This is a genomic window from Bradyrhizobium sp. NBAIM18 (genome assembly GCF_020193825.1).
GTDB lineage: Bacteria > Pseudomonadota > Alphaproteobacteria > Rhizobiales > Xanthobacteraceae > Bradyrhizobium > Bradyrhizobium yuanmingense.
In genome coordinates, this window is record NZ_JADYVO010000003.1 from 484,155 (window position 1) to 506,021 (window position 21,867).

A 21,867-nucleotide genomic window follows, 5' to 3' on the forward strand; every position below is an offset into this window, starting at 1 on the left:
CGCATCGAAAGGAACCGGACTGGCCTCTCCCGATTGGCTTCTCGCACCAGAACTTCGAAGGAGGTGCTGCGATGGCCGAATCCGTCCAACTTCGCAATCGCATGGTCGAGGTGCAACTTGCCGGCCGCGGCATTCGCGATCGACGCGTTCTGGATGCCATGGCAGAGGTCCCACGCGAGCGGTTCGTCGAATCCGGCTTCGAGGAATTCGCGTATGAGGATTGTGCGTTGCCGATCGCGAACGCGCAGACCATCTCGCAGCCTTATATCGTCGCGTTGATGAGCGAGGCGGCCGAGCTGAAGCCGGCAGACAAGGTGCTCGAGGTCGGCACCGGTTCGGGTTATGCCGCGGCGGTCGCCTCGCGGCTCGCTGGAACGGTTCACACCGTCGAGCGACATGGGCATCTGGCGAGGATCGCCGCAAAGCGTCTCGCGGCGCTAGGATACGATAACTGCATCGTTCACACCGGTGACGGCACCCGCGGCCTGCCGCAAGAAGCCCCGTTCGACGCCATTCTGGTCGCCGCCGGCGGCCCGACCGTACCGGATGTGCTCAAGGCGCAACTAGCCGTCGGCGGGCGCCTCGTCATGCCGGTCGGCGATCTCGAAGGCGAACAGTCGCTGCTGCGGGTCACGCGCCTGAGCGAGACGCAATATGCCGAGGAAACCTTCGGCGCCGTCCGCTTCGTGCCCCTGATCGGAGAGCACGGATGGGCCGAGGACGGCACGCGCTCCGCCAGCAATCACGTCCCCGGGCGCACGCGCTTCCGCTCGCTGCCGGAAATGATCGGCGCCGCCATCGAACCCTTGCCGGACTTCGGCGATCCCACCTTCGGAGCCCTTCTGGATCGCTTCGCGCAGTCTCGCGTCGTTCTGCTGGGCGAAGCCAGTCACGGCACGTCGGAGTTCTACCAGGCTCGCGCCGCGATCACGCGCCACCTGATCGAGAAGCATGGCTTCAAGATCGTCGCGGTCGAAGCGGATTGGCCCGACGCCGCCGCCGTCGACCGGTATGTTCGTCACCGAACGTCCCGCGGCGCGCGCGAGAGGCCCTTCGAGCGCTTCCCGACCTGGATGTGGCGCAATAAAGATGTCGCCGCTTTCGTCCAATGGATGCGCAACCATAATGACGCGAAGCCCGCAAGCGAGCGGGCGGGATTCTATGGCCTCGACATCTACAATATGCGGGGTTCGATCGGAGCCGTTCTCGCCTACCTCAACGAGGTGGATCCCGACGCCGCGGCGGTAGCCCGCGAACGCTACGGATGCCTGACCCCTTGGCAGCGAGAGCCTTCGACCTACGGCCGCGCCGTCCTGACCGAAGGCTATCGGAAATGCGAGGCGGAGATCCTTCGACAGTGCCAAGATATCCTGAAGAAGGAACTGGACTACGCCGCGAACGATCCGGACGGCTTCCTAGACGCCGCCCAGAACGCCCGGCTGATCGCCGCGGCCGAGCGCTACTATCGCATCATGTACTATGGCGGCGCCGAATCCTGGAATCTGCGCGACACGCACATGTTCGAGACCTTGGGCCATATTCTTGACGCGCAAGGCCCTCGATCCAAGGCCGTGGTCTGGGCCCACAACTCGCACATCGGAGACGCCCGCTATACCGAGATGGGCGCCGTTCGTGACGAACTCAACATCGGTCAACTTTGCCGGCAGAAGTTCGCGGAAGCAGCATCCTTAATCGGATTCGGTACGCACACCGGCACCGTCGCTGCCGCGTCGGATTGGGACGCCGAAATGGAAGTGATGCCGGTGCGGCCTTCTCGGCCGGATAGCTATGAACGTCTCTTCCATGACGCAGGTGCGGCGAGCGGCCTGCTGGAATTCCGTCGGGACGAAGGTCTCCGGCGTCGCCTGCTCGAGCCGCGCCTCGAACGCTTCATCGGCGTCATCTACCGTCCAAACACCGAACTGCAAAGCCATTACGCGGAATGCTCGCTGCCTCAGCAGTTCGACGCCTTCGTGTGGTTCGACGAAACGCACCCCGTCTGCCCCTTGGAAATGGAACATCGCCCTACCAGCGTCCCGGACACCTATCCATTCGGGCTGTGAAGGCCGCTTCGCCGAACGCCCGCGCGACCGTTACGCACCGCGCGCTGGAGGACATAGCGCACCCTAAACCTACGTCCGACTTCCTTGATGTTCGCTGATCTCGAGGCTGCCAGCATGCTCGGCGTCGCCCCCGCCATGGTCCAGCATTTGGTCTGACACTAGAAGGGACAAGTGGTAGGAGATGCGATGTCCGAACAGGAACGGACTGCGACCGCCTTCGCGGTGCGAGACGGTTGTGCTAGTCATCAGGGGACCGAGACAGCGACGGCCCGCCTTGACAGCCACGACAATTGCCGACCCGCAATCCTTCATCCGCGCCAACACCCGGCTGCGATCGGTACCGCTGGTGCCCGAAATCACGGTCTTCCTCGCCCATGAATCGCTGCCGCTCTGGCAGCAGACCGAGAATGAGCTGAACGAGGCCGGCCTCCCCCCGCCCTTTTGGGCCTTTGCCTGGGCAGGCGGCCAAGCCTTGGCGCGTTATGTGCTCGATCATCCCGATACAGTACGGGACCGGCGCGTTCTCGACATCGCTTCTGGCTCCGGACTCGTTGGCATCGCGGCGATGAAGGCCGGCGCGGTGGGGGTGACCGTGTCCGACATCGACGCCTTCGCGATCGCGGCGGCCGAACTCAATGCGGAGGTCAACCAGGTTCACCTCACTTCGTGCGGGGACTTGCTCGACACTCAACTAAACGACCGATGGCACACCATCCTCGCGGGCGACATTTTCTATGAACGGGACACCGCGGCGCGTGCCTTCGCATTTCTGGCCGACCACGCGCGCGCCGGCGCAACCATCTTAATCGGCGATCCCGGGCGCTCTTTCCTTCCGAAGGCAAAACTTGTCCGTCTCGCCGACTATCGCGTACCGGTGACCCGCGACCTAGAAGACGCCGAGATCAAGCATACGGCGGTTTGGACCATCTCGCCGGATTGTCTGTAATTGGGTTGCGCGGCGTTAGTCGTGGTCGCGACGAATTCAGGCGCGCGACACTAAGCCGGATGCTGCAGCCCTCTACAGGGCCCGCCTCCAGAACAGGGGTTTCCGTCAGAACCGTTTGACGGCTTTCGGTCTGCAGCCGGATCCAGCCGGCATGAGCCTCGTCGCTCAGGCTGGTGTAGTTGGGGTTCTCGAAATTGAAGCGTCGAAAAATTCGACATGAACCGTGTGACGAACCTCGATCCGAGCCGGTCCAATAGGGTCGAAGCCGACGCGCCAAATCCGCCGAAAATCAAGGATTCCTAGAACGCCCGGCTGCGAGATTTGTGACCACTGCTGTGTACCACCTGACCGGCCGATTCGGTGTCACACTCCCTCGATTTCGTGACGGCCTAGTGCATTCAAGCCAGGTAAGCAGAAGCGCCGTAGGCTGCCTCTATAGCCTGCACTGCCTCGTCAGCTCACCTCTACAAAGTTGACGTCGCAGCAGGCCTGGGGAGTCGGCTAGAGCCAACAGGAGACCTTATAGACTCGCCCCTTCTGCTTATTCGATCCTCTCGACAGGAACCGGCCGAATGACCGGCGGTTTTCTGCCAATGCCCCTCTACACCTTTACGATCTCGACCGGTGAGGACTTCACAGACACGCAGGACTTGCCGGACGACGAGGCCGCTTGGCTGCAGGCCATTCGCACCTTGAGGGACGCCGAGTCGGCTCTGAGTTCCGGGAAGCTCAGTTGGTCTCTCGTTGTAGTACGTGAAGAATGCGTCTGCTTGCGAATTGACGTGGGAGCGCAAAGGAAGGTCTAGTTGTCGGGAGCAAGATGAAGATAGGTTGGATCAAATCCCGCGAGAGCTTCGATTTTATCGTGGTCGAGTATTTGGAACTCCGATCTGTCTGCCTCCAAGAGGCGCTCTCTCCTGAGGTGCTGAAGCACACGATTGGTGTGGACGACAGATAGTCCAAGGCAATCCCCAAGATCGACCTGAGTAATTGGCAAGACGAACTCTCCATTCCGCGCGTACCCAATGGTTTGGAGCCTTTTGTAAAGCTCGATCAGCAAGTGCGCCATTCGCGGCAGAGCCTCCCGTCTTCCCACGTTGACGATCCACTCCCTGAATATGGAGCCATCAATCAACGTTTCGCGCCAAAGCGCTGCCGCAAGGTTCGGTCGCTCGCCGGTCAGGTGTCTCAAGTCTTCGTGCGAGATAAAGCCTAGCACGCACGGCGTGACGGTCATCAGGTCATGATCCATCACCTTGAGATGTAGACTTTGAAGATCAGGCACCTCCCCGGGGATATGGATAGAAAGAACCTGTCGCTCACCATCAAGCGTTGTCTTTGAACGGAAAGCGAACCCCTCCACGATCAGGCAGCAATGTTCAGGTCGTTCGCCATCAGAGACGATTATCTCTCTGCCTCCGAGACGGTGTTGTCGTATCCGAAGCGCCTGGATGGCACGTATGTCATCACTGTCGAGACGGTTAGATACAGTCAGTTTGGTGATTAATGCAGAAGCTAGGTTCGCTGACATTGGATCTTCCTGTAAGGGGCGGCCCGAAATGTCTTTGACACTCCGGCCTTAGTAGGCGGGAGTGTGAACTCTCAGCGCCGGCGCCCAATACTCGTCTGCCCGCGATACGGAACCAACGCGGTGTTATTGGATCGTTCCAAAAACGCATCATGGATCAGTATTTAGCTAACGTAGTATAACTTTAGCCCGGGGTCGGTCCGCGTGAATTTCGACTTCGCACCTCCAGCGCTTGACATTCGTCAATGACACGTGAGCCCAGAACACGCATTGTTCAGGGCGCCACACGGCGATAGAAGCTAGTGGTTTCCGGGATGATCCTTGGCACGCCGGGAGTACCGAGGCCACAGGAGGCTCCGGCGCTTCGGCGTCGGAGTTTTCCCAGTTTCAGAGGTGCGCGACCTCGCGGGGGTGATAGTTTAGTCCGCAATGCCTTCGCGAGCGGGCTGCCGACTGTCGGGCGCAACTATGCCGATGGGCCACGTGTGGACGTCAGGCCTTCAGATCCGCGACAGCCTCCACGATCTTCCGCTGGGGAATGGGCTTCTGCAGTCGGACGACGTCCGCCAGCTCATTTTGGATAACATTGGGGTCGTAGCCGGTTAGGAAGACGAATGGCACACCGCGTTCCTTCAGCAAGCGAGCGACCGCGAACTTCGGACCGCCGCCGCCCAAGTTCAGATCCAGCACCGCATGAGTAGGCATCTGTGAACCCAAAAGTTCGAGCGTAGCGTCCTCGTCTGGGCAAGGGCCGAGGACCTCTGCGCCGGCTCCGCGGAGCGCCGCGGCCGTGTCGCCAGCGATGTAGTAGTCATCCTCGACGACGAGGACCTTTCGACCGGTCAGATCAGGTGCATTTGTCATATCGAGCGTTCCTCCGAAAATGGTCACAGGCGTCGGCGCATCCGTCTCGAGAATGCTTTCTCCCTCTTTGAGTGGAAACTCCATTCGACAGTGCGCGCTGCCGAGGCCGAGATTAATCTTCCCCGTTCCTCCAAGCTCATAGGGGATGCGGCCCTCGATGAGGTCGCTGCCGAACCCGCGACGCTTGGACGGTTCGCGTGGCGGAGTGCCGGTCTCCGTCCATTCCAGCGCCAGCCACGCGCGTCCGCGTTTCTCGAATGGCTTCCACGACACGCGTACCCTGCCGTCCTGGACCGAGAACGCGCCGTACTTAAGCGCGTTGGTCGCCAGTTCATGGAAGGCCAAGGTCAGCACCTCAACCGCCTTGGGCGACAGCCTGATCTCAGGCCCGTCCAGGTCGAACTGATCGTCCCGACGCGCCTGTGCACTGACCTCGCTTGCGATGATCTCTCGAAGAGAACCGCCGGCATTGGCCTCGCGGATTAACAGGGACTGCACCCGCGCCAGTGCCAACAGGCGCCCCTCCAGCAATGACCGATAGTCCGTGACGTCAGCAGCGCCGTCTGCGGTGCGCAGTGCCATGGATCGGATCACCGCCATGATGTTGCGCACCCGGTGCTGAAGCTCCGCCAGAAGCACGCCTTGGTGTTCTATGGCCAGCTTGGCGACCGTAATGTCCTCGGCGATCCCGCCGACCCGCTGAACGCGCCCATCGGCATCCTCGAGCGGGAAGTCGGTGTTCCTGATCCACCGAAATGCACCGTCCGACGGCCGCTGGATGCGAAATTCGTGGATGACTGTCTGGCCTCCGCGCGCAGCCTCTAAACGAGTAAGCGCTTCATCTCGATCATCAGGCACGACCAGCGCCGCCCACCGCTTTACGTTCCCAAGCGACTCATCGGGTAAGACGCCGTAGATCGAGCCGATAGCAGGGCTCGCGAAGTCCATTTCCAAGCTGTTCGCATCTCTGATCCAAAGACCCGCCGCGGACGCGTCGGCGAATTGCCGGAACCGCTCCTCACTCTCGCGCAGCGAGGCTTCGGCGCGGGCGCGCTCCACCGCGGCCCAAGTGCGTTCGGCCGTCTCTTCGACGAGCGCCACACGGTGGGCGGTCCACTCCTGCGGCGCGGGGAAGTGCAGGAAGAGGACGGCCGAGAGCCGTCCGCCCTTGACCAGGGGGACCGCGACCGCGGCGCGGACCTTGCCGGCGGCGTAGGCCGCCCGCTCAGCCTCGTCCAACTGCCCGTCGCGCTCCGCGTCGGCCACCGAGACGGTGCGGCCGGCCCGGAGACCCGTGACGAGCGCGCGGCCAAAGCTTTCGAACCGATGACGGCCGGCGAAGCTCAATACGTCATCAGTGTAGTCGCGATCGACGTTGAAGTGTGAGCCATCCGCCTCCACATCGGCGTAGGCCGCTCGGCCGGCCCCGAGATGACGACCGAGCACGCGGGCTGCCTCGCTCTTGATCTCGAAAGGATTGGCCAAAGGGCGCAGCGCGTCGCTGAGCTTCAGCAGGAAAGCCTGCCGTTCCCCGCTCAGATGCAGAGCCTCCTCCGCCAACTTGCGTGTCGTTATGTCGAGCACAGCTCCGGTAAACCCTATCGGCTGACCATTTTCGAATACGGTTCGGCCACGGGAGAAGACCCAGCGCTCGATCCCATCCCTGATCCCGATGACGCGGTATTCGATGGCGTAGAGGCCAGAACCAGCAGGATCGATGCATTCGGCGATAGCCGTCTCCACACGCCGGCGATCCTCAGGATGGATGCCGGACAGAAACACATCCTTGTCAACATGAGCGTCGGGCGGCAGCCCCCACATCGCCTTGAGCCGGACATCCCATTCCAGTGCTCCCGTGGTCGGGTTCCAGGCGTATGGCGACAGACCGACGAGGTCTATGGCTGCCGCGAGCCGAGCTTCGCTCGCGTGCAGGGCTTTGGTGCGCTGCTCTAATTCATTCCGTTCGGCTGTGGCCTCGTCGAGGGCGGCGGTCATCTGGAACGCGGCTGCGGCGAAGCGGGCGAGGCTTTGCAGCACGCGCGCATCCTCCGCGTCGAACCGTCCCTCGGGCGTGTGCTTGATGGCCCATATGGTGCCGACCGCCTTTCCCTTCACGTGCCAAGGAGCGAGCAGGTTCTCGTAGATCTGCGGCTCAACATCCCGAAGGGCCGGAAAGAACCGTTCGGCCTCGTTGAACAGAAGGATGCTGTTGCGTTCCATCACCGTCCCGCAGGGGCTCGCCTCCTGGGGCATGGTGCGATGAAGGTTCGGCGCAAACCTGCCTGCTGCGGCATGCCAGCGGAGGATACCGCCTGTTCCGCCGGGTTCCAGAATGCTGATGCCGGCTGAGTCCGCATGGCACAATTCCATGACCAGTTCGGCGCATTTCTGGAGTACGCCGCGTGGATTGGTGGCCATCTTCTGAGCCAGGAGCCCGAGCGCTCGGCTCTCGGCTTCGTAGTCTGGGATCGAGGATGCTCGACTCGACAGCTCGGCTGTGATCAGGACGTCATCGACCCCCTTCACCAAGGGACCGGAATCGGCAGTGCTCGTCATTGCAGTTTACTGAAGCCCCAAGATCGGCCCGTGGCCGCTCCCCTCGCAGCCTTGGCCGGGCAGCCGAAGTCGATCTCAATGCCGACTACGCGGTCGGCGATCAACTCGCGGGCGGCAGCACTACGGCCCCCAAGAGCTTCTCGAACGAGTGAACGGGTTACCATCAGGGTTGGAGCACCTCCATGGTGTCGCGACGGTAAAGGAAGGGTCACGGATGCTGCTGGTGACGGAGCACGCGCAGCCGAGACGTGACCGCCCCGGCTAGTACGTGAATCAGGCATAGCAGCGCTGCCGTCGGGTGGCCTTAACTTAGGTTGGCAGTGTCGGCCTTCCCCCGTTCCGTCGTCGAGCTTTGTGAGCTCACGCTCTAGTCCCTCGCGCGTTTTGAAAAGCACCCGCTGCATCGGAGGCAAGGCCATCGCCGTGCGTTGCGTGCGAACACCCCGCGCTCGCCGTTCGGCTGTGGGTCCTGGCTGTGTGGAAACGGAAGGATGCTTGAGGGAGATAGAAGAAGTTACTCGTTCAAGACCGTCTTAAAGGTCGACCTCATTCTAGTCGTGTTTCGATCTTTCGTGTTTTTACACAGCCGGGGTCAACAGCCCTCGTCGATCCTAATCCGCGCTGAGTCTGTATTTTGTCAGAATGCAGACGTCGTTATGCAGAGATTTCAGGGCCGACGGCGCGAGCGATCGCCTCGCGTTTGACGCGTCCGTAACTCCGCTCCTCATTCCGGAGCATTTGCCGCAAAAACGTTAACATGTCTGAATCCAAGTCGGGAAAAGTGAGCTAAGATGCGACTTTCCCTCCTGGGGGCATCTCATGTTCGACACGGCAACCACCGCGCTTTTGCGCGCGATCCTCGATGAAGTATGCGAAAGAGTCCCGTACCGCGAGATCGGTGCACGTACCCACGTGGCCTCGAAGATCCTGGAGGCGGCTACCAGAGGCGAGGTTTCTCGGGAGGGCCTTAAGCAAGTCGGTCGCGATGCCCTCTCGCAGGCCCCGACGATGTGGCGCTGATCCGGAGGGCCGGGCGTGAACTTCCAGGTCACAGTCCTCAAGATCCTGGTAGCATATCCCGATGGGTTTGCTGTGATGGAGGACCTCAAGCGCGACATGGCCATATTGGCGACCAGCGGACGAGATTGGGCCCAGCGGACCAAGCGTCTTGCGTCGCGGGTGCCGGACCTCGACATTTGGTCTCAAGGTTTAGTTGAGCGCACAAGTGGGGGATGGAGGCTGACTTCCAAGGGACGGGAGGTGCTCGGGTTCATGGAAGCCCGGCCGCGGCCTGAGCCAGTCCAGGCGGCTGCGGTCCGCGAGGCTACGCCGCCGGCAACTGAGATAGCGCCGGTTCGTCCGCTGCGGCAGCCCGCCGGCCGTGCGAAGCGGCGGCGTGAACGCCGAGAACGCCGCCGCGAGGCCGGCGAACGAGCCAGGGCAAACGCCTCCTAGTCGAAGAAAAGTCCGCCAGCGAAGCTGAGCCCTCAAGCGTAGCGCCGCAACTTGTTTGCGCCCATGACAGCGCGATTAAAGACCGCTTGCCATCGGGCAAACCACTTGTGCGGCGGTGCTCCGCTTGAGCCTCAGATCCGTCCGGAGAAGCGAGTGAAAGCGGTCAGCCTCTGCACGGTTGGCTCGACATCCTGCATGTAGATCTCGGTCCGGAGGAACGCGATCTCGTCGTCGAGCGCGGTCTCGTCGACGTCCCTGAACCAGGACTTGGGGCGCCCGTCGCTACCGTCGTTCCAACGATAGCCGCGCCGCTTCAGCGAGTCCTTGAGCTCGAATGCGGTCTGCTCCGCCCAGACCCGCATCGTCGGCTTGCGGGCGGTCTCCAGCAACAGCGCCAGCGCTGTCGAACCGGTGGTCGGAAGCTCGGATGCCAGCACCTCCAGCAGAGCGTGACAGTCGTCGACCGCCCGGTGCGCCTGGTGGAAGTAGCCGGCGCCGTTCAGCAGATAGCCGAGCTGCGAGCCCGCGAAGCCATGTTTACGCCAGTCGATCTCGCTCATGCTGCAGCCCCAGGCCTTGTGCTCGAACACGGGCCAGTAGCGCTCCGCGAACCGCCGGTCGAAAGCGCTGTTATGCGCGATCGTTATGACTGCGCTTTCGGCGAATGCCGTGACCGCGGCATCGTCGAATTTTTGGCCGGCAACGTCTTCATTGGTGATGCCGGTGAGTGCCGTCACTTCGGCGGAGATCGGCGCGCTCGGCTCGTTGAAGGCGGAAAACGTGTCTCTGACGCCGACGATCCGCCCGCCCTGCGTGTAGTCGAACTTGACCATGCCGAGTTCAATAATCTCGTCCTTGGCGTGATCGAGGCCCGTCGTCTCGGTGTCGAGCAGAATGCCGGTCCTGACCTCTTGGCCGATGGTTGGGATGTACGTAGTCCGGGCGACCAGACGACGAAGCACGCGGTAGTCGGGCGACAGGCTCAATGCCTCGGCCATTGCGGCTAGGTCCGCCGGGTTCAGAGTTTGCCCGTCTCTGAGGGGCTGGGTTAGCGCGTCCATGGGCCCACAATACCGGCCAAAAGCTCCACGAGGTACCTGGAAAACAAGCGATTCACGACGTTTTCGGACGTGCCCGAGGGCGCTGCGGGCAGGTGGCCAATTTTCCTGTTGGCGGCCCGGAGCATGTCGGAACCGGCAGGCTCCGTTCGTCTTGAATCCAGGCCGCCCCGAACCGGAGTTCTGCGTACATGGCGCCCCGAGCCAACTGGAAAGGGTTTCTGAGACTCTCGCTCGTCACGTGTCCAGTGGCGCTATACCCGGCGACGTCGGAGAGCGAGAAGATCAGCTTCAATCAGCTCAACCGGCAGACAGGCCACCGCATCAAATACCTTAAGGTCGACGCCGACACCGGCGACGAGGTGCCCAACGAGGACATCGTCAAGGGCTACCAGCTCGAGAAGGACCAGTTCATCGAGGTCACCAAGGAGGAGCTCGAGGAGATCGCGCTGGAGTCCACGCGCACCATCGAGATCGACGAGTTCGTCGACAGGTCGGACATCGACCCGCGCTATCTGATCCGCCCCTATTACATCCGCCCCGACGGCAAGGTCGGCCACGACGCCTTCGCGGTGATCCGCGAGACCATCCGCGAGATGGACAAGGTCGCGATCGGGCGGGTGGTGCTGACCAACCGCGAGCACATCATCGCGCTGGAGCCGATGGACAAGGGCCTCGTCGGCACCCTGTTGCGCTACCCTTACGAAGTACGCAGCGAGCAGGATTATTTCGACGAGATCCAGGACGTGAAGGTCACTAAGGACATGCTCGATCTCGCCAAGCACATCGTGAACCAGAAGGCCGGGCGGTTCGATCCGGAGAAGTTCGAGGACCATTACGAAACCGCGCTGATCGATCTCATCAACCAGAAGCGGGCCGGCACGCCGATCACGCCAAAGTCCAAGCCCGCGGCGACCAACGTCGTCGACCTGATGGAGGCGCTTCGCCGCTCGGTCGGCAAGGAAGCCGCGCCGACGACGGCGGGCAAGCCTGCCAAGAAGGCGAGAAAGGCGTCCGCCGGCCAGAAGGAGATGCTGATGCCGATCGCCGGCGAGAAGACGGCCAAGGAAGCAGCGGCAAAAAAGCCTGCATCAGGGGCGCGTCGGAAGTCGGCTTGAGGAGCCCCTCGGAGACCTCACCTACTTGCGGCAGCTAGGAACGTACGACGTGACCGCACGTTCGGGCTCCAGCAATCGCAATCCGCGATTCCGAAACTCACAGTGGAGGATTCAAAATGAGATCCATCGCGAGCGCTCTGGTGTTGGCCTCGGCGATGTTGGCTCCGGCCGCATTTGCCCAGACGACGAAGCCTGATGTCTCGTCCGCGCCTAGCGCCCAGAACTCGGGCGCGGGCATCGCCGGCCAGCCTGGCAACAAGAATGGTCCGGCCGCAAAACCGGGAGAGACGGTCGGCTCCAGCTCGACGCTCAACCAGCAGAATCCGACGGTGCAGCAGCAGGACACCTCCAACATCAAGGGGCTGCCTGGCAACAAGAGCGGCCCGCCGGCCAAGAAGCCGGGTCAGCAGTGACGGCGAAGTCGGCGGCGGGCGATCTGCTACTGGTGTGATAGCTCTTTCACCATCCGGACGATTTCGTCCGGATGGAAAGGCTTCCGGAGGGTGCGGCTGCCGGACACCGGGCGCGACGGTGTCGGCGAATAACCGGTGGCGTAGATGACCGGCAGGTCTGGGTCATCTTCGCGGCAGCGCTCCGCGATCTGCCAACCGTCGACCTCACCGGGAAGCCGCACGTCCGTGACCAGCACATCCGCGACGCGGCGCTTGCACCAGGCGAGCGCCTCCTCGCCCGTGCTCGCGTGGATCACGTGATAGCCGGCATCGCGCAAGGCTGCGACGACGAACTCACGGACCAGAGGATCGTCTTTCGACCAGAAGTACGCTCACCGGGTCGCTCATGGCGCTAAGCTTCCGTGTCTCCCAACCACTCGGATCTGACCTCGACGCGAAAGACTGGACGTTCCCCGTTCCGCACCTCAAGTTCCCAGGTGCCGCCTGGCGCCAGCACATCTTCGATCTCGCACGCTCTGCGCATCCCTTCGCGCCAAGCGGCACGATCGTGCGGGAGCTCCTCGCCGAGGGGGTCTTCGTGCGGCCGCCCGTTAGTGATGTTGAAGAAGTATCGAGGCATGCCGCTCCAACGCGCGGCGGGCGGAGTTTCGCGATCTGGCCACCACCAGGTTGCCGGCAAACCTGCAGCCCGCATTCCTACGGACCCGGTGCCACTTGCCGTTAACCTTGGCCGCCTACGATATTCCGCATCATGGACAACGACTTCGATCCCGAACTCCGTGCGGAAGAGGCAGTGAAGGAGGCAGTCCTGACGGAGGGGTCCGAGCGGCAGCGCTGGCTCCTGCTCGCGCAGGCTTGGCTCGAGCTCGCCCGCATCCGTTGCCGTCCGAGCAGTGCGACAGCGCAGCCGAACTAACCGGGGCCTGCCGGGCACTCCGGGCAGGTTTCACCGATCGAATCCAGGACATCGCGCACCTCGGCCAGGGCTTCCTCCGGAGAGACGCCAGGCGGCCGCTCATGCCGCGCGATATCGATGGCACGCTCTCGGGCGTGGGGGTCTGCCCGGTCCTTGGCCCAGCCGTGCTCCTCGCATTCATGGATGGCGCCTGCCTCCTGCAGCACGCCGATTGCCCAGCCGCGTAGCGTCCGGATCGCCGGCCGCCGTTCGTTCGTCATCAGCATCGAGATCGCTCCTGCCGGGACGAATCCTTCAGCCCGCCCGCTCGTTCCGGGCGGTTAGCACGGGCCAGGGATTCGCGATCGGCAGAGCTTGGGTTGTCCCCGTGTTCCCGCAGCGCTGTGCAGAACGCCCTGGGCGCAGCGCCGCCCCAGGAAGCCAGCTCTCCGCAGTTTTGGGCCGGCTTTGCTATTCGGCATGCGGGGGCGTATTTGCGGTCAAGAGTACCTCTAAGTAGCAGGAGGGGTGCATGGGTAACTGGCTCGTTGTTCCCAAAGGGACAAGCTTGGCGAGGCGGACCCGAGCGCGGCGGGCGGCGCAGTACGTTCGGATGTCGCGGGAACTCCAGCGCTACTCGATCAAAAACCAGATGACGGCCATCGCCGCCTATGCCGACGCGAACAGTCTCACCATCGTCCGCACCTATGCGGACGAGGGCCGCAGCGGCCTCCGAATCAAGGGGCGGCCCGGTCTCATCGAACTGATCGAGGACGTTCAGTCGGGCCAAGCCGACTTCGATCACATCCTCGTCTACGACGTCAGCCGCTGGGGCCGCTTCCAGGACGTCGACGAGAGTGCCTATTACGAATTCCTGTGCAAGCGGAGCGGCGTCCAGGTCGAATACTGCGCGGAGCTCTTCAGGAACGACGGCACCTTCGTTTCAGGGATTGCCAAAAACCTAAAGCGCGGCATGGCCGCCGAATGGAGCCGAGAACTCTCGGTCAAGGTGCATGCGGGACACTGTCGGGTCGCGAGCCTCGGATACCGGGTGGGCGCTCCCGTCGGTTACGGCCTTCGACGCTTGATGGTCGACGAAAGCGAACATCCCAAGGCCCTCCTCGGAAAGGGCCAGTTCAAGGCTCTGCAATCGGATCGCGTTCGACTGCAGACCGGCTCCGCCGAGGAGACCGCCGTGATCCGGACTATTTTCGACCAGTTCGTCAACGGGCGGAAATCGTACAGCGACATCAGGCGCCAACTGAACGACGCGGGCATCGCCAATCACAACGGCCGCCCCTGGACGGACGGCATGATCCCCACCATCCTCGCGAACGAGAACTACATCGGCAAGACCATCTACAATCGCACCTCACGGCGCCTGGGGCAGAAGCTGGTCAAGAATCCGGATCATGCCTGGGTGCGGGGCGCTGCGGCGATCGAGCCAATTGTGGACCCCGGCATCTTCGCACGCGCCCAAAAACTGCTTGCCGAGCGCCGCGTGGAGATTCCGGAAAATGAGATGCTGCTGCGCCTTCGTCTCACGCTCCGCCGGCGCGGTAAGCTCAATTCGCGCATCATCAACACGACTCTCGGCCTCAATCACGTCTCTTCGTACGTGAAGCACTTCGGTTCGCTGCGAAAGGCCTATGCGCTGATCGGATACGTGCCGCCGCGCGACTGCGACTGGATCGACACCCGGGAGCTTTGGGCCGCAGAACAAGCGAGGCATGCCGACGAACTCGCGGAGGCGCTGCGAACCGACCTTGGTCTTCAGGTGGAGCTCGTTCTGGACGGCATAGGCCTTGATGTCGGAGGCAAACGCCTGGTTTCGTTTCTCGTCGCGCGACGTCTGGCGCGGCGCGGAGAGGATCGCGCGCCACAATGGAAAGCCTACCGTAGGCAGATCCCATCGGGGTTGCTCGCTGTGATGCGGCTGGATGCGGCAAACAAGAGGATCGACGACTATGTGCTATTGCCTGCCTCGTTGAAGTCCGGACGCTACGTTTGGCTCTCATCAGGTTCCCTGCGTCGCCATCGCGGCGAGCTTTACCGAGAAAGGAGAGAATTGTTCAGGGCCATCAAGGCAACGCTGGCAAAGACCACCCGTGCCGCCCCAGCCAGCTCAGCACCGCCGAAAAAGCGATCGAAATCACGCCAGCCCAGAGCCAAGGGCTTCGGCGCGCGGCGCTCACAGTGCGGAGATACAAAATCGCTCCGATGAAAGTGCCGTAGTTCCTTCGGAAGTCACCGTTGAGTTTCGCAATCTTGGACAGTTCCGAGGAGGTGTCGACGTCGTTTGCCATCGGGCTGGCTCCGGTATCTGCGAGGACCAGCACCTTATGAACCACTGTTTTGCCCGACGGCACAAGCGAAAATTCGCATTATCGGAATTGATTTAGAGGAATTGCTTCCCGGGGTCTGATCGGACTCTGAAGGGCTACGCGGCTTGACCGATATCTCTTTCCTCGCTGCGCTTTTGATTGATGAGGTTCAACAGATGCACCGAAGCTCGCGCATCGCAGAGGGCTCGATGGTGATTCTCAAGCTCAATTCCATAGATCTCGCAAAGCTTCCCGAGTCCGTAAGACTTGTGTCCCGGATACCGCCGCCGCATTCCGGCGCAGGTGCAGAGCTTCGGAAATCTGAAGCGCCGCCCGATGCGGTCGAATTCATAGGCGACGAAACCGTAGTCAAAGCTGACGTTGTGGGCGACGAAGATGCCGTCGGCCATGAACTGCATGAAGGAATCTGCGACCTCTGCAAACAAAGGCGCGTCTCGCACCATTTCGTTGGTGATGCCGGTCAATTGGACGATTTTTGCCGGAATGGCACGCTGCGGGTTGAGCAGAGAGTGCCACTCGTCCACGACGCGGTGGTTGCGCACCTTTACCGCGCCGATCTCGGTGATTCGGTCGCCGTTCGACCATGAGCCGGTGGTCTCGATGTCGACCACCACGTAATCCTGCTCGGGGTCGAAGCGGTAGTCGACCCGACCGATCTCGGCCACGATGCCGGCTTCACCGAGCTGACGGAGACGGGTCAGTTGGTTCCGGCGGATCACATCCCCTTCCGCCTTGACCTCCATGAAGGACGCCTTGCCGGCTCGCACTAGCATCAGGTCGGGAAAGCCGTCTCGCATCCCGCGGAAATCCTCACACATGCTGCGGAGCATGCTGGCGATGCTGGCGGGATCGACCCCTTCGAGCAGCGCGCGCAACGCCTCCACTTGCACATGGTCCCAACTGAAAACCCCGTTCGGACGGCCCCATCTTGCCGCGACGGTGCGGAGGATCAACGGGAGGGCGGATCCGGACACGATAGCTGCTAGTTTCTCGTCGATCGCCGCGGCGAAAAGTCGACGGAAGCTGCGGTCCTTCAGACAGTGGGGTAGCAAATCGAACCCGCTGGGCATGCGAGCGCTCTCGAACAGTTCGTCCCAGAACAGCAGGCCGAACAGTGTGTGCCACAGCACGTTCTCAGTGAAGAAAACCTCGGTGCGCCTGCGCCGCAGCACGCCGGCGACGCCCGCTTCGGGATTGCCGCGATAGGTGTCGTCGACCGTGATCGTGCGGCCGGACCGCAGAAGTTCGGTGTAGAGCCCTGTACGCCTGCCGCCGAACTTACGGGCGTAGAAGTCCGTGGCGAAGAGGAGTTCGCCATCGCTTGCGGGATCATCGATCATCCGCTGCAGCAGCGCTTCGGCCTCGGCCTTGTCGCCCGTGTTGTAGAGCAGGCGAACCAAACGCTCGTTGCAATTGGGGGAAGGCCCAGCACGATAGAGCTGCCGGGCGAGATCGCTCTCGCCCGCTTTCTCGAAGAAAAGCCCAGTTTGATGCGCGGCTCGGCTGCGGAGATCGGCGGCGAACTCGCTCGGGCAGGCAGGGCCCGCCAGCACGTCGACGGCGGCCCGTCTGTGAACGGCTTCCGATCGGTCCTCCAGGCTGTCCAGCACCCGGCTGTAATAGAACGAAACGAGCGCCTCCTCGGCATCGGTGAAGCGTGCGCTGAACGAGGTCTCGCGATTCGTGCGGAGAATGCCCAAGTCGCGTAGCGCGAAGTTTTTCAGGTCTACCTCAGTCTTGCCGAAATAAAGGTAGAGCAGGAACTCGATTGGCCGCGTGCCATCGAGCGCGATGAAGTTGCGGGCGCCGCAGTGCTGCGCGGCGACGGAGAAAGGAATGCTCTGTAGATAATAATCGATGAGCTTCGGCTTGGACCAGGATTTGCGGACGTCTCCTCGCCCGGCCGCCTGCGCGCCGGTGACGAGGATGTCCTTTGGCAGGCATGAGACGAAGGCCGCATAGTCCGCTTCGCCGAGCTCCCGTGCGTAACCGGCCGCGGTCAGATCGGATGCCGCACGCTCGACGTCATCGATCTCTGGGTAGCTGAACAAGGATCGGTTGAATATGGCACCGCGCCTGTTGATCATTCGGACCAGCAGGCATCGCGCATCTCTCGGAAGGGCCTCGAACCGCGCTATGAAGGCGTGATGCTCCGGACCAAGCACGGAGGCGTACGTCCGCTGCACGAACCCCAGCATTTCGGCGAAGTGGTCGAGATAATAGTAGACGGGCAGTTGGGGCAGTTTGGCCAAGCGGACCTTCGGGGCAGAATCGTTCGTTCTATTTTTGTTCGAGGGCAGTCCTCTGAGTCAAGCGCCGCGACGGCTACAGGTGGCCCGAGCCGCGGACTTCGGTGGTCGCGGGCGCAGCATCTTCCTTCACGCCCCGAGCAACGATCTTCAACGTCCCGTTCGGTAGCGGCCGCTGCAGCTTAAGGGCCTCCTTGGCGGGCGCCGTCATCCATGTCTCGACCTCGGCGGGCGTCGTCAGGATCACTGGCATCGCCTTCGGATGGATGGCGCCGACCTCCGCGTTCGGCTCCGTCGTCAGGAACGCGTACAGGTCGTTGGTGGTCTCGCCTTCCTTGACCTTTCGGACCGAGGTCCAGTTGGTCCAGATGCCCGCGAAGCATGCGAGAGGACGGCTTTCCTCGAGGGCGAACCAGATGTCGCCGCCTTCGGCCTTGTTGAACTCGGAGAACGAATTGAACGGGACGACACAGCGGTGCTCCGGACCGAGCCATGGGGTCCAGTGTTTGCTCTGCACGTTGCGGATATTGGTGGTTCCGGAATCCGGCTCCATCCGGAGCAATTCCTTGAAATCGACCGTCTTGCCCTTGGCCTGCAGCTTGTCTGCCCGCTTCTTCGTAGCGTCCATAAGCGCCTTCGAGGACGACGGCATGCCCCAGCGAGCAGTAACGAGCTCACGGCCCTCGGCGCCATCGCGAACGACTGGTGCCTTGTAGTCCGGAAAGACGCCGGGCATCGGCGCGAGGTTGCCGACGTACCTGTTGACGACACGGAACAACGCGCTGATGGCAGCCTGGTTGGTGGTGATCGAGTAGAGATTACACAAGCTTAGGTCTCCGGATCCGGATGCCGGGCGCGCTGGGCGAGCTGCAGCAGGTTGGCAGCCGGGCGCTTGCCGGCTTTGGCGCATTTGCTGCAACGAAGCCGGCTGGCCAAGTCGTGCACGAAGGTCGTCGATGGGTGAGCAAGCGATGCCAGATCGACGTCGCGAGCGGCCTTGCAGCGCGAGCATTCGATCTGCAGCCAGCTATAGCCGCCGTTGATTGCCTGGTCGACGGTTGGCGACGGATCGATCGGCTCGCCATCAGCCCACATGCGCTCGTTCCAGCTTTCCGCGAGCAGCTTGTCGGCCGTCCGGATCAGCGCCTCTCCCTTGGCCCGGGCCTCGGCGGCTTGGGCGGCGAGGATGCCCGTCATGGCGCGGGCCCGGCCGAGCTCCTTCTGCAGGGCCTTGCGGTCGCCGCCGCTAAGCGGGGTGGGATGGTGCTTCGGCGCCACGGCCGGGGCCGCCATCAGTCGTATGACGGCCAACAGCCGTCTTCCTCATGGCGCCCGGTCCGGATCGTGCACGTGTTGTCCAGCAGCCGCTGCCCGACGTCCTTCCAGACCGCGTCCGGACCGTACAGCCGGACGGCGTCGGCCTTCTGAATCTCGACGGTTCGGCCGCAGCGCCGGCAGCCCACCCTCAGTAAATGCTTGGGAATTTCGTTCAGCCGCAGCGCGCGTCCGGATGCACGGGCGACCGGATTGGCCTCGTCGGCGCGAGCGTCGGCTAGGAGCGCTTGCCAATATTCGGGTGGGAGGTCGTCGTTCGGTGCCAGCCCGCGCGCAGGAAGCATCTTTCTGCCGACGGGAGCGCCCATCTTCTCCATTTGGGCTCGGGTCGGCATGCGCCAGCTCGCGGGACGGTCTGTCATGCGACGATAAGAACATATCAAGAACAAAGAGTCGAGAAGGAAGCGATGCATGGCAAGACGGGACATCGATTACGCCCCCGCTGCACCGCCTTCCGAACCTCCTTCAACCGGGAACCTGGGCGGCTCCCCGGCGAGATGCTTCTGGCCGTCGTATGAATTCGCGGGGAACGGTGCGTTGCCCTCATAGAACCGCCTGAAATCTTCATGCGTCTGGAGCGTCACTGGCCGATAGGCCCCGAAAGCATCGGTCAGGCGAACGTCGCGACCATCGAAGCGACGATAGACGCTTGCGTGCATGATGGCGCCATCGCCAGGCAGCTCCCGATGCTTCTCCATCCAAGTGACGCCAGTCCACCGCGGGATCGAGGCGAAGCCGGCCGCGACTTCGTCATGTTGCGGTCCTTCCGGATATGGGCGCACTTTCAGCACGCTCCGATCGAACTTCAGTCCGTTCGGCACGGCCGCAGCCCAGCGCGTCATCCAATCGAGAGCGACGTCGGACAGTCTCGACTCGTTCTCAGGGTAGCCACCTCCGATGTCGGCGTGGTTGCCGGCGAACCAGACCTGCTCGAACCACTGCATGCCGTTCGAGTCCTTGCCGGCGCCGCGCGGGCTCGACCAGCCGACGCGAGCGAAGTCCTTGCGGTTCTCGTCGATAGAGATCGCGTGCCTTGCGTAACTCACCTGAGCACTGAGCTCGGTATCGTAAAACTTCATCCATAGCTCGTTGAAATGGACCGTGCGCAGCTTGTCCTTCCAACCGTGGCCCTCGACGGTGAAATCCCACTTGACGTGCGTATAGACGTAGACGGCCGCGGCCGCGAACGCTGCGAGCGCGATCACGCCTGAGAACACGTTGCCGAACGTGAAGCGCGCTAAAATGCTTCCGGTCGGCAGTAGCCCGACGACCGCTTGGATGATGCCGGCGAATGCCGCGACTGCGGCGACGAAGATGCCGGAGAACAGGAGGAAGGTCGGCAGATTGCCGAGTGCCGCTACGGTGTCGAACACGCCGATGAAATAGGGGTAAACGTTCGCGCCGTCGGGCGTGGTCGGATCGGCGGATCCGTAACGTTGCCGGAAATTGCGCGCGAGGCGCTCGCGGGTCTCCAATAGAAACTTCTGGCGCGGCGTCGCTTGACTGGTCTTGCGCGGCTCGGTGAATTGGTAAACGTGCTTGACGGCTTCCGAGGCGAGCTTTTTCGCGGAACGGTCGTCGAGTTTGATGGCAGCCCCGGGGTTGCCGTCGGCGTGCGTCGGAATTCCGCAACGCGCGACGATGCCAGCCAGGCACCTCACGGTATAGGCGCCCCGTGAAAATCCGATCAGAAAGATGCGATCACCGGGGCGCCATAGCTGGATCAGCGCTGTATAGCAGTCGATGAGGTTGCGGGTAATGCCGAAGCCGGTCGCCTGCGCCACGGTGTTGTGTATCCACCGCAATGCTCTGCCGAATACGTTGGCTCCGTCCGCCTGCGAACCGAGGCCAGGATCGTAAAAGGCGACCTGCTCGCGCGGATCGATGTCGGAGTCCGGCCCGCAGCGGGTCGCCCGAAACATCTTGTAAACGTTCGTGCGCGCCTCGTCGAAACGGAAGCCGCCGGCCTGGCCGGTACCGTCCGAGAAGATGATGATGTTTTTGACCATCGTGCATCATCCTCGATCGTCAATGATGGAATGTGGGATCGGGCCGGCGGTAGGCCAGCATATCGATGACTCTCGGATTGTTGCTGAGCGCCTGATAGCAGCCGTCGGCCATGCCGATGAGAGTCTGCCGGCGGTTCGCCGTCGCAAGATCGAGACCAAGGTCCGTAGTCTGTTCAGGAGACGGCTGCTCGTCGAACCTCACGTAGCGGTCGCTAAGCTGATGTTTCAGCATGAAGTCGACCAGCTGCTGCTGCGACGATAGGATCGTGGAGATGAGCCTGCCGTTTTCGAGCCAGAGTTTCTGCCCGAAGTCTCTGCCGAGCGAACTCGGCAGGGAAAACTTGCTCGTCGTGGTTCCGATGCTGAGGACGTGGATGTCCTCCATCTCCTGACCCAGGAAGTGCACGGCTTCGTGCACGGCGCACATGTCAGGAGCGTTGGCGACCACGCCTCCGTCGATGAAATTGCTGTTCTCGATCTTGGCCATCGGAAAATACAGCGGCGCTGCAGCCGTCGCCATCGCGACGTCGGCGGCCAGCAGTTTGTGGTCGTTCATGAAGTTGGGGTGATGCGCCGTCTTGAACATCTGCACGCTCCCTTTCGTCATGTTGACGGAAGGAATCAGGAGCCTGGTCCTCGCGTCGCTGAGCCGGGTCGTCGACCCGACCACCGCCTCAATCTTCTCCCGCAGGACGGTGCCGTCGTATTTGGGACGACGCCATTGGGATCGGAACGCCTTCCATTTCCCGAAGTGGGAGGTAGGTGGCTCGCCCCGAGTGAAGATCGCCTCGCCATGATCGATGAACATTTGCCTGATCGATTCGGCGCTTTTGCCCAGAGCGAGGCCAAGGCCGATCACGCCTCCGATCGACGTACCGGCGATCAGGTCGAAACATTCCGCCAACGGCTGTTTCGCTTGTGCTTCCAGCTTGGTGAGGATCGAACTGGTGAACAGACCCCGATAGCCGCCGCCACTTAATGCAAGTATTTGAAAAGGCATCGGATCTCCCGAAGACAAAAAGGCGGTATTTTA

General features: G+C 62.3%; 19 protein-coding genes. 8 read left to right on the forward strand and 11 right to left on the reverse strand.

Going from position 1 to position 21,867, the window contains the following annotated elements; genetic code table 11:
- Positions 1-71 precede the first annotated feature (71 nt).
- Both I6F17_RS09610 and I6F17_RS09615 read left to right on the forward strand, forming a co-directional pair.
- On the forward strand, positions 72-2,063 hold the full coding sequence (locus I6F17_RS09610) for a protein-L-isoaspartate(D-aspartate) O-methyltransferase (RefSeq protein WP_225126046.1): 1,992 nt from the start codon (positions 72-74) through the stop codon (positions 2,061-2,063).
- A gap of 274 nt (positions 2,064-2,337) precedes the next feature.
- On the forward strand, positions 2,338-3,009 hold the full coding sequence (locus tag I6F17_RS09615) for a 50S ribosomal protein L11 methyltransferase (RefSeq protein ID WP_225126044.1): 672 nt from the start codon (positions 2,338-2,340) through the stop codon (positions 3,007-3,009).
- 802 nt (positions 3,010-3,811) lie between these two features.
- Here I6F17_RS09615 and I6F17_RS09620 read toward each other — a convergent pair.
- Together I6F17_RS09620 and I6F17_RS09625 are read right to left on the reverse strand one after the other, a co-directional pair.
- Complete coding sequence (locus I6F17_RS09620; protein WP_225126033.1) at positions 3,812-4,540, reverse strand: Crp/Fnr family transcriptional regulator; 729 nt, start codon at positions 4,538-4,540, stop codon at positions 3,812-3,814.
- 489 nt (positions 4,541-5,029) lie between these two features.
- Positions 5,030-7,957 carry a PAS domain-containing protein gene (locus tag I6F17_RS09625; RefSeq protein WP_225126027.1) on the reverse strand — a complete coding sequence of 976 codons (2,928 nt, stop codon included), beginning with the start codon at positions 7,955-7,957 and terminating at the stop codon, positions 5,030-5,032.
- An 819-nt stretch (positions 7,958-8,776) separates the two neighbouring features.
- Between I6F17_RS09625 and I6F17_RS09630 the strand changes: the two genes are divergently transcribed.
- Both I6F17_RS09630 and I6F17_RS09635 read left to right on the forward strand, forming a co-directional pair.
- The gene (locus tag I6F17_RS09630) at positions 8,777-8,977 is read left to right on the forward strand and encodes a hypothetical protein (RefSeq protein WP_225126026.1); all 201 of its coding nucleotides are present in this window, start codon (positions 8,777-8,779) and stop codon (positions 8,975-8,977) included.
- Between the two features lie 15 nt (positions 8,978-8,992).
- Positions 8,993-9,412 (forward strand): hypothetical protein, encoded by a 420-nt coding sequence (locus I6F17_RS09635; RefSeq protein ID WP_225126021.1) that lies wholly within the window; start codon positions 8,993-8,995, stop codon positions 9,410-9,412.
- A gap of 131 nt (positions 9,413-9,543) precedes the next feature.
- Here the strand turns inward: I6F17_RS09635 and I6F17_RS09640 are convergent, their stop codons facing one another.
- A complete protein-coding gene (locus I6F17_RS09640) occupies positions 9,544-10,473 on the reverse strand; it encodes a 3'-5' exonuclease (protein WP_225126008.1) in 930 nt (309 codons plus the stop codon).
- A gap of 188 nt (positions 10,474-10,661) precedes the next feature.
- On the opposite strand from I6F17_RS09640, the gene I6F17_RS09645 reads away from it, so the two are divergent.
- Positions 10,662-11,588, forward strand: a complete 927-nt coding sequence (locus I6F17_RS09645; protein WP_225125995.1) for a Ku protein — start codon at positions 10,662-10,664, stop codon at positions 11,586-11,588.
- Positions 11,589-11,704: 116 nt separating this feature from the next.
- Positions 11,705-12,001: a hypothetical protein gene (locus I6F17_RS09650; RefSeq protein ID WP_225125993.1), complete on the forward strand. Its 297-nt coding sequence runs from the start codon at positions 11,705-11,707 to the stop codon at positions 11,999-12,001.
- A gap of 26 nt (positions 12,002-12,027) precedes the next feature.
- Here I6F17_RS09650 and I6F17_RS09655 read toward each other — a convergent pair whose 3' ends face one another.
- Positions 12,028-12,318 (reverse strand): response regulator, encoded by a 291-nt coding sequence (locus I6F17_RS09655; RefSeq protein WP_249782419.1) that lies wholly within the window; start codon positions 12,316-12,318, stop codon positions 12,028-12,030.
- A gap of 434 nt (positions 12,319-12,752) precedes the next feature.
- On the opposite strand from I6F17_RS09655, the gene I6F17_RS09660 reads away from it, so the two are divergent.
- On the forward strand, positions 12,753-12,917 hold the full coding sequence (locus tag I6F17_RS09660; protein ID WP_225125991.1) for a hypothetical protein: 165 nt from the start codon (positions 12,753-12,755) through the stop codon (positions 12,915-12,917).
- Here I6F17_RS09660 and I6F17_RS09665 read toward each other — a convergent pair.
- Entirely contained in the window at positions 12,914-13,183 is a 270-nt protein-coding gene (locus tag I6F17_RS09665; RefSeq protein WP_225125981.1) for a hypothetical protein, read from the reverse strand. The genes I6F17_RS09660 and I6F17_RS09665 overlap by 4 nt on opposite strands.
- Positions 13,184-13,428: 245 nt before the next feature.
- Between I6F17_RS09665 and I6F17_RS09670 the strand changes: the two genes are divergently transcribed.
- Positions 13,429-15,120 carry a recombinase family protein gene (locus I6F17_RS09670; RefSeq protein WP_225125979.1) on the forward strand — a complete coding sequence of 564 codons (1,692 nt, stop codon included), beginning with the start codon at positions 13,429-13,431 and terminating at the stop codon, positions 15,118-15,120.
- A 216-nt stretch (positions 15,121-15,336) separates the two neighbouring features.
- On the opposite strand, the gene I6F17_RS09675 is transcribed toward I6F17_RS09670, so the two are convergent.
- From I6F17_RS09675 to I6F17_RS09700, 6 genes are all read right to left on the reverse strand, one after another.
- Entirely contained in the window at positions 15,337-17,493 is a 2,157-nt protein-coding gene (locus tag I6F17_RS09675; RefSeq protein WP_225125977.1) for a 3'-5' exonuclease, read from the reverse strand.
- Between the two features lie 73 nt (positions 17,494-17,566).
- Complete coding sequence (locus tag I6F17_RS09680) at positions 17,567-18,316, reverse strand: SOS response-associated peptidase family protein (protein WP_225125975.1); 750 nt, start codon at positions 18,314-18,316, stop codon at positions 17,567-17,569.
- 2 nt (positions 18,317-18,318) lie between these two features.
- Positions 18,319-18,768, reverse strand: coding sequence for a hypothetical protein (locus I6F17_RS09685; RefSeq protein ID WP_225126109.1), 450 nt, complete (start codon positions 18,766-18,768; stop codon positions 18,319-18,321).
- Positions 18,769-18,782: 14 nt separating this feature from the next.
- On the reverse strand, positions 18,783-19,187 hold the full coding sequence (locus I6F17_RS09690; RefSeq protein ID WP_225126107.1) for a hypothetical protein: 405 nt from the start codon (positions 19,185-19,187) through the stop codon (positions 18,783-18,785).
- A 69-nt stretch (positions 19,188-19,256) separates the two neighbouring features.
- Positions 19,257-20,834, reverse strand: coding sequence for a DUF2235 domain-containing protein (locus I6F17_RS09695; protein ID WP_225125965.1), 1,578 nt, complete (start codon positions 20,832-20,834; stop codon positions 19,257-19,259).
- A 19-nt stretch (positions 20,835-20,853) separates the two neighbouring features.
- The gene (locus I6F17_RS09700) at positions 20,854-21,834 is read right to left on the reverse strand and encodes a CBASS cGAMP-activated phospholipase (protein WP_225125962.1); all 981 of its coding nucleotides are present in this window, start codon (positions 21,832-21,834) and stop codon (positions 20,854-20,856) included.
- Positions 21,835-21,867: the final 33 nt, after the last annotated feature.